Here is an 11,336-nt window from a genome sequence, read left to right as displayed (position 1 = left end):
CGTAACCAACAGAAGCATATTCCACTTAATATAATAGTCAGTTACTTTTAAATTAAGTGGCTTGGTCGAACTATAAGCTGTTTAACAAGGACAAAAAACAGTTGGTTTTGCTCCTTCGTCGCTAATTTTAACCAACTATTTTTTGCCTGTTAACAGGGCGTTATAAACCACAAGGAGAGTTCATTTGAATATCAATGCTACTTTGTACGGCCAATTTGTAATCATTTTCGCGCTGATCATGGGCGCACTATGCTATTACGTAGCCCGTCGTAAAATGCAAAAGCCAGCGGCTGCGGGTTTACTCGGTGCTGTTTTGTCACTTATTCCAATCTTTAGCGTAATTTATCTATTCATACTGCTGTTTAAAAAAGATGTTGGTTCAGCATCGGCGGCAGTAAGTGAGTAAGGTGGTTTATAACAAGGCCAGTCACGGCGACGTCTTTTCCGCTGCGGCTTCGCCTTCACTACAAAGCCGCGCATGCTGGCGGCGTTTTGTATACAAGCAAACAAGGGTGCATAATTGAATTATTTAAATTGGTTACAAAAGGTATTTCCTAAACTGAAAGATACCCCAAATGAAATTATTATCTCATATGTTGATGAAGCGAAATCTGATACTGAACTTCTTAGAGAGTTTATTAAAGTCTTAGGAGGTTTGCTCTTTATTCTCCCGTTTAACCTATATCTTTATATCTCTGGTATTCAATCATTTACCAGTCCTTTATATTGGATGCTAGTTATTGTTTCTTTTGGTGTTGGCGGTTTTATTGGACTTTATTGTGAACAAAGATTGATTAAAAGGCGCCTTAAAAAAATAGTGCAGTTAAAGTATACCTAACAACACGCCCTGAGGTGGACGACTAGTGAAATTTAGCTATTAATTGCAAATTTTACTAGTGGTGAGCCTCTGCGTTTTAATGCTGCTAAATACGTCGATTCATCGTAGGGTGTATTCGTTTTCCAACACCTAAATACAATCCTTATCCATTTAAATGCCAGCGATTTAATAATGCTTTTATGTGGCTTGCCCTTGGCTTTTTGTTGCTCATAATACGCTTTAGCCCAAAACAGATAACTAATAAAAAGCCAGTTCTCTCAACAGCTAGCCTCATGAAAATGAGGAGGGCACTTTAAAAAAGCCAATTAAAACAACCAATTAAAATAATACCAAGCTCTCACTTTATATTCTGCATAAAATAACGTAATAAATTGAACCAAAATAGGAACTCGGCTATGGTTTGTTTATCAATAAAAATAAATAAAAAACGAGTTTATCTACAGGCTCGTTATGTGAAAAGGGATTTTTAATAATGGCACTTTTTTATATTTCACTCGGAGCTGTTTTCTTTTTAATAGCTATCGCCTGGTTTGGGTTTGTAGCTTTATATTCTCAAGTAGAAAATTCAGGATTCGGTTTTGGTTTTATTATGGGGGTATTTCCTACGTTACTTAGCATGTTGCTTATAGTGCCTAGTACGCTGTATAGAACTGTTTTTGTATTTACGCAAAAGCCAAAGCAAACAATGAAAGCTAAAGTTACTTTAGCAATTGGGCTGCTAATCACCTTACTTTATAGTGGTGCCATTATTAAGCTGGCTTTCACATAATAACATGCAATATTAGTTACTTAGCGGGTTCTAATAAACTAAAAACAGGTAAGCGCCATTTAAAGCGTACCGATGCCATACGTATTAAGTACCCTGTAACTAAGCTAACAATAATACTTATATTGTCATCAATATTATAGTGATGCAGTGCTAGGTATAAACACGCCACAATAAGTGAAACACTGGCATACAGCTCGTGGTGTAATACCAATGGCGCTTGACGACATATTAAATCACGTAACAAACCACCAAATACGCCAGTAACTATGGCTGCAACTACGCAAATACCATAGTGTAAACCCATATTTAGCCCAACTTGGCAGCCAATAATACTAAAAGCAGCTAGGCCAAGGGCATCTAGGCGCATAAATATGCCTTTAAACTTAACTACCCATTTAGCCAACCAAGTGGTGATAATGCCGGCCATACAGGTAATTAATAAATATTCTGGATGTTGCACCCACGTAAGTGGGTAGTTACCAAGTAAAATATCTCGAACGCTACCACCACCTATGGCGGTGGCACTGGCTACCAAGCTAACGCCAAACCAGTCCATTTTCATTCGGCCAGCGCTTAGCGCTCCGGTCATGGCTTCTGCTGTAATACCAATAATAAAAACAATACTTAATAGCATGAGATAGTCACTTGAAATTTACACTTATAATAAAGGCGTGATTGTATAGATAAAATAGCAAAATAACGAGTGAGAAATCACGCTAAAAACGCTTACTTCAGATAAGAAAAACTAATACGAAACTCATGCGTAAATAGGCTGTTAAATTGGGGTGAACCTTTGGGGTAGATGTAAAAGATGAAGGACAATAGGCCGCAAACAATAAAATAAGTTACTTTGAATTTTAAGCCGTTATTGCCCTAGAGCCACTTTATATTGTTGGGTAGTATTTAAAAGCAAGGTAATGCAGGCTGTTAACTTGAGCCTCGGGCAATTAATATTGGAGGGAGTAGGGTGCTTTGTACTGCTTCGCCTCGAATTAGTTTTAATAGATTTTCTACCAACATTTGTCCGGCTACTGTGGTGTTTTGTTCTACCGTGGTTAAAGGTGGGTTGGTATAGCTGGCAATGGCGATGTTATCGAAACCTATTACGGCAACATCTTTTGGTACGCTAATACCGGCTTCTTTGAGTGCGCGTATTGCACCAATGGCTATTAAATCGCTGGCTGCAAAGAGTGCATTAAATTTTATGTTATTGGCTATTAGTGAGCGAGTGGCATGATACCCCGACTCTTCAGTCGATATTGCATTTGCTGTTTTACGTTCGTTTAAGGTTACGTTATTAGCGCTTAGTTCATCTTTAAAACCTTGAAAACGGGCAAAAAACTCAGGGCTATGATCCGATGCGTCGCCTATAAACGCGCAGTCGGTTCTGTTGCGCGCAATTAAATGCGCTGCAGCTAGTTTTCCGCCACCATAATTGTCGCAGCACACCGTTAGATCGGGGCGATTGTCGACCGTTGCCCCCCAGCAAACAAACTTGGTGTTTTGCTCAAGCAGGGTGTTAAATTTAGGTTGATAATCTAAGTAATCACCATAACCGAGTAAAATAATACCATCGGCGCGGTGGCTATCTTCGTAGTCGGCTTGCCAATCGGCACTGGCCGATTGAAACGACACCAGTAAATCGTAACCTTCTTTAGCACAAGCGCGGGTAATACTGCCTAGCATGGCTAAAAAAAACGGGTTAATTTGTGATTCATCAGAGGTTGGATCTTCAAACAATAATAGCGCTAAGGTGCTACTTTGTTGGGTGCGTAAATTGCTGGCGTTTTTGTCTACTTTATAGTTGAGTTTTTTAGCTATATCGAAAACGCGCTTACGGGTCTCTTCGTTTACCAAGGGGCTGTTACGTAAAGCACGAGATACAGTTGATTGCGACACTCCAGCATAATGGGCTATATCAAATGACGTTGCTTTACCTTTCATGAGCACTACTTAAATAACAAAGAGAATAATGCAGCCATTCTCGTTTATTAATGATTTATTTCAAGCTAATTTATCAATTAAGCACTTTTTTAGTTGATCTACCCATGACACCGGTGTCATAATGAGGGCGTTTTATCATTTTGTTGTCAAAACGTATTGGCTGCCTATATTTTTATAGGCAGCATTTTTTTACTGTGATAGCTGCTTTGGGGTGATAGCCTAAAGTAATAAAAAGAACAATGGGTTACCCGTTGTAAAATAATAAGCATGAATCGCTTATACTAATCGCATTAAAGAGTGGACTATTAAAACGCAAAAAAATAGCGCCAAAAAAATGGTTTAATCACAAGGCGAAAGTAATCATATAGAGTTGTTTTATATGAATTGTTTTAACGCAGTGAGTAAGTTATTTAATTAGTTAAAATGTTCATTGTTTTTAATAAGATTAGTATTATACAAAAGAGATAACACTATGAGCTTACACTCTTCTGCCCAATTTGATCCTATTTTAGTTGCCGATATTGGTGGTACCAATGCGCGGTTTGCACTAATTACTGCCTTTGATGCAGCAAAAAACGAATTTGTTATAGAATATAATCATACCTTTCCTAGTGCCGACTTTGGCTCGTTACAAAATGCAACACGCCATTATTTATCAACTGTGCCTCACATTAAACCGGTGCGCGCGTGTTTGGCGGTGGCAGGCCCTATAAAAGCAGGGCAGGTGCATCTTACTAATTTAGGTTGGCATTTTAGCGTTAGTGAGTTTAAACAGGCTTTTTCTTTTTTGCAGCTTGAAGTTATTAACGACTTTGCTGCATTTGCCTACGCTGCCCCTTATTTAGATAGTAACCAAAATGTGGTTATTAAAGCAGGGCAAGCCGATGAAAACTCAAACATTGCAGTTATGGGCCCAGGCACAGGATTTGGTGCAGCTTGCCTAGTTAGAACAGCGCAGTCTAGTGCGGTGCTTAGCTCTGAAGGCGGGCATATATCGCTGGCTGCCGTTACCGATTTAGATGCAAAGTTACTTATAGAATTACGCAAAGAACATCCGCATGTGTCTTTAGAAACTGTTTTTTCAGGCCCGGGTATTGCCCATTTATATAAAGCGATGGCGGCGGTTAAAGGTATTACTGCTAAGCATTTAGATGCCGCGCAAATTAGTAATTTAGCCAATACCGGCGAGTGTGAGGTTTGCGATGCAACTCTAAACCAGTTTTGTGACTGGCTTGGCAGTGCCGCAGGCGATTTAGCATTAGCTTATGGTGCGTTGGGCGGTTTATTTATTGGCGGTGGTATATTGCCACGCATGCAATCGCGCTTGTTAGAGAGTCGTTTTGTTGAACGTTTTTCACAAAAAGGTATTATGTCGCAATATAACGGGCAAGTTCCTGTTACGCTAGTAACCCAAGATAATATACCTTTGATTGGCGCTGCGGCGTGTTTGCATAATAGTAAGCAGGAATAATGCTGCTGGTATTTGGAAGTAAATAGATGAAAAAAGTCACCATAAATAGTGTAGCGAGTTATGCGGGGGTTTCTAAAAAAACAGTCTCTCGGGTGTTAAATAACGAGCCAAATGTAAGTGCAGCTACCCGCGAAAAGGTACTTAAAGTATTTAAAGAGCTTGATTATACGCCTAATCCTATTGCCCGTGGTCTTGCTCAAAATCGCAGTTTTATTATTGGTTGTATTTACGATAATCCAAGTAAAAGTTATATTACCCGCGTGCAAACAGGCGCATTGGCTGCCTGCCAAGAAAACAATTACAATTTATTAATTCATCCTTGTGAGCTGCGCGGTGAAGCACTAATCAATAATATTGATCAGTTACTGCAGTCATCACGCTTAGATGGCATTGTATTAACGCCGCCTTTTTCGGACTTTGCTGAACTAGTTGATTTTTTAAAATCGAAAAAAATACCTTATGCACGCGTTGCCTCTGCAGTACTTGAAGATGATTCGATTTCGGTGCGCAGCAATGACGAGCAAGGGGCATTTGAAATAACCGAGCATTTAATTACACTGGGCCATAAATCAATTGCTTTTATTAAAGGTCATCCCGATCACAGTGCCACTGAGCAGCGTTTTAAAGGTTACCGACGGGCGTTAGCAAGCCATGGTATTGAATTTGAAGAGCGTTTAGTAGAAGAGGGTAACTTTAGTTATCATTCAGGGGTAGACAGTGCCCGTAGTATTTTAGATTTATCGCCACGGCCAACCGCAGTATTTGCTTCAAACGATTACATGGCAGCCGCCGTACTTAAATTAGCAACTCAACGCAGTTTACGTGTGCCCGATGATATTTCAATTGCTGGCTTTGATAACGCCCCTATAGCACGCCATATTTGGCCTGGGTTAACTACCATAGCGCAGCCAGTTGAAGAAATGACCAAACAGGCGGTTACTCAGCTTATTGCTCATATTATTCAGCCACAAGAGGTTGCGTATCAGGTGACCCTAGAGGCGCGTTTAATTACTCGCGAGTCGACGGCGCAGGTTAAATAAACTCAACTTAAAACGAATATTTACAGTAGCCCGAATGTGCACAAAGCATATTCGGGCTTTTTGTTGGCTGTCGTTAAATATAACGATGCTATACAACATTATTAAATGACTATTTATAAAAAATAGTTGGCTATGTTAAAAAAAGTGACTATTTTTATTAGACAGGGTTGACACCGGTGTCATGGTCGTGCGTTAATACAGTGACACCGGTGTCAGAGAGGTTGTGAGAGGCCCTCTGATAAGGTACCTTTGAACGGGTAAGCCAAAGATGCTCAGTGCAATTAATTACGTGGAGTCTTTAATTGCCACTGAGCCTTTATCCTCTAACGAATAGAGCTGAGTTTAATTATGTTGCATCCACGAATTCAAGAAGTCACCGAACGTATCATTACGCGCAGTAAAGCAACCCGCCAAGCTTATTTAGATCGCATTTCGCACGCAAAAAAACAAACAAGAGTTCGTGCTGGATTAGGCTGCGGTAATATTGCCCACGTTATGGCTGCGTGTAGCACCGATGACAAAGCGCGTTTAAAAGCCGATGAGCAACCAAACCTTGCAATTATCAACTCATATAACGATATGCTTTCGGCACATGTGCCTTATAAAGATTACCCAGATTTAATTAAAAGCATTGCTACTAAATACGACGCTACAGCTCAAGTGGCAGGCGGCGTACCAGCAATGTGTGATGGCGTTACGCAAGGGCGTGACGGCATGGAATTGTCACTTTTTTCACGCGATGTAATTGCTATGTCTACGGCAATATCGTTATCGCACGATGTGTTTGATGGCGTTTTTTGTTTAGGCGTATGCGACAAAATAGTCCCAGGGTTATTAATTGGTGCACTGTCGTTTGGCCATTTACCGGTGTTCTTTTTACCGGCAGGACCAATGCAATCAGGCATTCCAAATAAAGAAAAAGCCCGTATTCGTCAAAAGTTTGCGCAAGGCTTAGTAAGCCGCGAAGACTTGCTAGAAGCCGAAAGCGCGTCTTACCACAGTGCTGGTACCTGTACTTTTTACGGTACTGCTAACTCAAATCAAATGTTAATGGAAATAATGGGCTTACACCTTCCTGGTAGCTCGTTTATTAACCCATACACAGAGCTTCGCGATGGTTTAACCGGTAATGCGGTAGAAACCATGCTTAAGCAATTAACCGACGATAAAGACAGCCCGTGTTTAGCGGATGTGATCAGCGAAAAAACCATAGTAAATGGTTTGGTTGGTTTGCTATCTACCGGTGGCTCTACTAACCACGCCATTCACATTGTGGCTATTGCCAAAGCGGCAGGTATTCAAATAACGTGGAAAGATATGTCTGATTTATCAGCTGAGGTTCCACTATTAACGCGTATTTACCCTAATGGCTCTGCTGATGTAAATCATTTTCAAGCAGCCGGTGGTATGGGCTTTTTAATGCGTGAACTTGCCAGTGCAGGCTACTTACATACCGACGTTAAAACTATGCTAGGCGATGGTTTAGCACCCTATATGACCGAGCCGCGTCTTGATCAAGACAACAGCTTAATAATGAGTGATGCAACCGGCCCAAGCAAAATTAAATGGGTAGCTTGCCCTGATAACTCACACGATGAAGATGTACTTCGCCCAGTGAGTAATCCGTTTAGTAAGCAAGGTGGTTTACAACTGCTTACGGGTAACTTAGGCAAAGCGGTTATTAAAGTATCGGCAGTAGCAATTGAACATCAAGTAGTTACCGCCCCAGCTAAAGTATTTAGCTCGCAAGGTGAGTTACAAGATGCTTATAGCCGCGGCGAATTAAACCAAGACTTTATTGCAGTGCTAAAAGAGCAAGGCCCTAAAGCTAAAGGTATGCCAGAGCTACATAAATTAACACCTGTAATGGCAACGCTACAAGATCAAGGCTTTAAAGTAGCTATTGTAACTGACGGTCGTATGTCGGGCGCATCGGGTAAAGTACCTGCGGCGATTCACTTAGCGCCAGAAGCAGTTGAAGGCGGCATAATTGCTAAAATTCATGAAGGTGATTTAGTTACTTTAGATGCACCAAACGGCATATTAAAAGTACATGTTAGCGATGAAGAGCTTGCTAAACGTGAACTGCAATTAAGCCTACCAAGCTTAACCTTTGGCACAGGCCGAGAGTTATTTACCGGATTTAGAAATATCGTAAGCAGCGCCGATTTAGGTGCGAGTGCTTTCGGAATTGAAGAATAATCAGCCATTGTGGGTAATGAGGAACACGTAATGAGTATTGAAAAAATATTAGCATCGGCGCCAGTTGTGCCAGTAGTGGTAATCGAAAAATTAGAAGATGCAGCGCCACTTGCTAGAGCCTTATATAACGGTGGCTTAAAAGCGCTGGAAATTACTTTGCGCACGCCCATTGCGGCAGAAGCGGTAAAACTAATGAAAGCAGCTGTACCTGAGGCCTATGTAGGCACAGGTACGGTAGTTGATAAAGCCAGCTTTGACGCTTCGGTAGCTGCAGGCGCTGACTTTATGGTAAGCCCAGGGGTTAGTGACGAGCTACTTGAACTGATAAAAACGAGCGATATCCCGTTTTTACCAGGCGCTGCTACGCCAAGCGAAGTTATGAAACTAGCGTCGCACGGTTTTAAGTATTTAAAGTTTTTTCCGGCAGAAGCCGCAGGCGGAACCGCCATGCTTAAATCAATCGGTGGGCCATTACCCGATATTACTTTTTGCCCAACGGGCGGCATAACGCTCGCTACTGCACCTAACTACTTAGCACTAAATAATGTTATTTGTGTGGGTGGTACCTGGATGTTAGATAAACAACTAATTGAAAATAAAGACTGGCAAGCTATTGAAGCGCTTGCTCGACAAGCTTGTGAAGTAAATAGGAGTCAAAAATGATTAACGTAGCAATTAATGGCTATGGCCGTATAGGTCGCAATGTATTGCGTGCACTTTACGAGTCGGCACAAAATAATGAGATTAAAATTGTTGCAATTAACGATTTAGCCCCAGCTAATGTTAATGCTCATCTTACGCAATTTGACTCAGTACACGGACAATTTGCTCATAAAGTAACGCTAGCCGATAACACTATGCTAATTGGCGACGATGTTATTACTTTAACGCAAGAGCGCGACCCGGCAAATTTGCCATGGAAAGCGTTAAATGTTGATATTGTTTTAGAATGTACTGGTTTGTTTACTAGCCGCGAAGCTGCTGCTAAGCACATTACTGCTGGCGCTAAAAAAGTAATTGTTTCGGCACCGGGTAAAGATATGGATGCAACCGTAGTGCATGGCGTTAACAGCGAAGTACTTAATGCACAAAGCCAAATTATTTCAAACGCTTCGTGTACTACTAACTGTTTAGCACCGATTGCTAAAGCAATTAACGACACGGTAGGCATTGATCAAGGCAGCATGACCACTATTCATGCATATACCAACGATCAAAACTTATCAGATGTATATCATCCTGATCTATACCGTGCACGTAGTGCAACGCAGTCGATGATCCCAACTAAAACTGGCGCAGCTGCAGCTGTTGGTTTAGTGCTACCTGAACTTGCAGGCAAGTTAGATGGTATGTCGGTACGTGTGCCTACAATTAACGTTTCTTTGGTTGATTTTACGTTTATTGCGAAGCGCGATACCAGCATTGAAGAAATTAATGCAATTATGAAAGAAGCGTCAACGGGCTCAATGAAAGACATTTTACAATATAATGAGCTGCCGCTTGTTTCTATTGATTTTAACCATAACCCAGCGTCTTGTGTGTTTGATTCAACACAAACCAGAGCGAATGGTAAATTGGTTAAAGTTATGGCTTGGTACGATAACGAATGGGGTTTTTCAAACCGCATGTTAGATCAAGTTAAAGCGTTAGGTAAGTTTTTATAATTTTAGAGTTTAAGGTTATATAAATAACGTTAAAAACCACGCATTGCGTGGTTTTTTTGTGCCATTTATAAATTTACGACGTTTTATAACTGTGTAGTTAGCTGTGTGCTTAACTGCGAAAGTGTGGGGCGCTGTATAATATCAGTTGTCATGCATTGCTTAGCTAGTTGCGCAAGCTTAACTGCTATTGCATTATTGTCGCTGCAAACACTTAGTAAATCATCAATTAAACAACCTAGCGCGCGTACTTCAATTAATTGCATTTGCTGGCGCTGATACTCACTCAACATAGCTAAATTAGTTGCTGCACCAAAATCGCCAAATAGTACATCTGCGTCTTGGTTTACCATAGTGTTATGCGCATATACATCGCCATGGCTTACTTTATTTGCATGCAAATGTTGTAGGGTACTGGCCATTTGTTGCACAATTTTATAAATAGCTTGGCTACTATAATTACAGCCATCTGCGAAGGTGTCGCGAGTACACGTTTGTAAACTTGGCGGTAATCCTAAATTGCTAAAGCTATTATCTATTAGCTCCATTACTAAACCAAGTTGGCTGCCTTGCTCTATATAGGCAAGTACCTTAATTAAATTGGCATGTTCATTTGCCTGCAAGCAGCAATTAACTTCATCAAGTGGATAACCATCGCTGGTTATTGCGCCTTTAAACAGCTTAATAGCTACCGCTTTATTTGCTGCTTTTGCAAGGTGAATAACCCCAGATGCACCTTGGCCAATAACCTGCTGTAATGTGTAATCACTCAGTGGCTTATTCTCTAAACTGCTTTTTGTTAGGCACTGCGCTTTATTAAAGGTGTTACCAGCAAAGGCCAGCCAAGTAAGCTTTGGTAATTCAAATAACCAGTTATCTAGGTGCGTTAAGTTATTGGCAGATAAGCGCACTAATTCTAAGTTTGTACACTGCTGCATACTGCTTGGCAAAGTGCGTAACCGGTTACCCGCTAAAGCAAGTTTGCGCAGCTGTTTAAGCTCGCCGAATGATGCGGGTAATTGCTCAATACGGTTGTCGGTTAATATTAACCACTGTGTTGTAAGCGGCAGGCTATGCTGGGCAAACTCACTAATTTGATTGCCTTTAAACGCGATCATAACAAGTGCTGGGCATTGCGCTAAAACAGCAGGAATATGCTTAAACTGATTAAACGATAAAAACACCCGTTTAAGGCGGGTTAAACTGGCAAACTCTGCGGGTAAATCACTCAGGTTATTATTAGATAGGTCGAGTACTTCTAGGGTGTCGGCAAGGGTAAAAATTTCTTTTGGGAAATCAGTGAGGTTTTCCACCAATTGTAAGTGGCGAGCACCGCTTAAAGCACCGCTGCGTAGTTGTTCAAGGGTATTCAAAATTAACTAATCCATTTTACAAAAACAAAAAGGCCAAA

At 40.9% G+C, this 11,336-nt stretch carries 11 protein-coding genes and 1 pseudogene; 8 read left to right on the top strand and 4 right to left on the bottom strand.

The annotated features are described in order from the left end of the window. Positions 1–184 precede the first annotated feature (184 nt). Together I6F41_RS10975 and I6F41_RS10970 are read left to right on the top strand one after the other, a co-directional pair. Positions 185–406, top strand: a complete 222-nt coding sequence (locus tag I6F41_RS10975; protein WP_089368207.1) for a hypothetical protein — start codon at positions 185–187, stop codon at positions 404–406. Positions 407–520: 114 nt separating this feature from the next. Next, positions 521–838: a hypothetical protein gene (locus I6F41_RS10970; RefSeq protein WP_011328041.1), complete on the top strand. Its 318-nt coding sequence runs from the start codon at positions 521–523 to the stop codon at positions 836–838. Between the two features lie 32 nt (positions 839–870). Here I6F41_RS10970 and I6F41_RS18040 read toward each other — a convergent pair. Then, positions 871–1,068: pseudogene (locus I6F41_RS18040) on the bottom strand (IS110 family transposase); the annotation flags it as partial. 242 nt (positions 1,069–1,310) lie between these two features. On the opposite strand from I6F41_RS18040, the gene I6F41_RS10965 reads away from it, so the two are divergent. After that, positions 1,311–1,607, top strand: coding sequence for a hypothetical protein (locus I6F41_RS10965; protein WP_193038524.1), 297 nt, complete (start codon positions 1,311–1,313; stop codon positions 1,605–1,607). A gap of 16 nt (positions 1,608–1,623) precedes the next feature. On the opposite strand, the gene I6F41_RS10960 is transcribed toward I6F41_RS10965, so the two are convergent. Continuing rightward, on the bottom strand, positions 1,624–2,241 hold the full coding sequence (locus I6F41_RS10960) for a trimeric intracellular cation channel family protein (RefSeq protein ID WP_041454410.1): 618 nt from the start codon (positions 2,239–2,241) through the stop codon (positions 1,624–1,626). A gap of 293 nt (positions 2,242–2,534) precedes the next feature. After that, the gene (locus tag I6F41_RS10955) at positions 2,535–3,551 is read right to left on the bottom strand and encodes a LacI family DNA-binding transcriptional regulator (protein WP_179806613.1); all 1,017 of its coding nucleotides are present in this window, start codon (positions 3,549–3,551) and stop codon (positions 2,535–2,537) included. Between the two features lie 472 nt (positions 3,552–4,023). Between I6F41_RS10955 and glk the strand changes: the two genes are divergently transcribed. From glk to gap, 5 genes are all read left to right on the top strand, one after another. Then, positions 4,024–5,022, top strand: coding sequence for a glucokinase (glk, locus tag I6F41_RS10950; protein WP_011328045.1), 999 nt, complete (start codon positions 4,024–4,026; stop codon positions 5,020–5,022). Positions 5,023–5,048: 26 nt separating this feature from the next. Further along, on the top strand, positions 5,049–6,062 hold the full coding sequence (locus I6F41_RS10945) for a LacI family DNA-binding transcriptional regulator (RefSeq protein ID WP_011328046.1): 1,014 nt from the start codon (positions 5,049–5,051) through the stop codon (positions 6,060–6,062). 348 nt (positions 6,063–6,410) lie between these two features. Continuing rightward, positions 6,411–8,264, top strand: a complete 1,854-nt coding sequence (gene edd / locus I6F41_RS10940; protein ID WP_179806611.1) for a phosphogluconate dehydratase — start codon at positions 6,411–6,413, stop codon at positions 8,262–8,264. Positions 8,265–8,294: 30 nt separating this feature from the next. Next, on the top strand, positions 8,295–8,927 hold the full coding sequence (gene eda, locus I6F41_RS10935; protein WP_011328048.1) for a bifunctional 4-hydroxy-2-oxoglutarate aldolase/2-dehydro-3-deoxy-phosphogluconate aldolase: 633 nt from the start codon (positions 8,295–8,297) through the stop codon (positions 8,925–8,927). Further along, entirely contained in the window at positions 8,924–9,928 is a 1,005-nt protein-coding gene (gene gap, locus I6F41_RS10930) for a type I glyceraldehyde-3-phosphate dehydrogenase (RefSeq protein ID WP_179806610.1), read from the top strand. Before eda ends, gap begins: the two co-directional genes overlap by 4 nt. A gap of 83 nt (positions 9,929–10,011) precedes the next feature. Here gap and I6F41_RS10925 read toward each other — a convergent pair whose 3' ends face one another. Next, positions 10,012–11,298 (bottom strand): leucine-rich repeat-containing protein kinase family protein, encoded by a 1,287-nt coding sequence (locus I6F41_RS10925; protein ID WP_182683294.1) that lies wholly within the window; start codon positions 11,296–11,298, stop codon positions 10,012–10,014. Positions 11,299–11,336 lie beyond the last annotated feature (38 nt).

This window comes from Pseudoalteromonas sp. SCQQ13 (assembly GCF_015864415.1).
In the GTDB taxonomy this organism is placed as follows: Bacteria; Pseudomonadota; Gammaproteobacteria; order Enterobacterales; family Alteromonadaceae; genus Pseudoalteromonas; species Pseudoalteromonas nigrifaciens.
The sequence above is the reverse complement of the archived record's forward strand: the minus strand, read 5'-3'. Positions and strand labels throughout refer to the sequence as shown.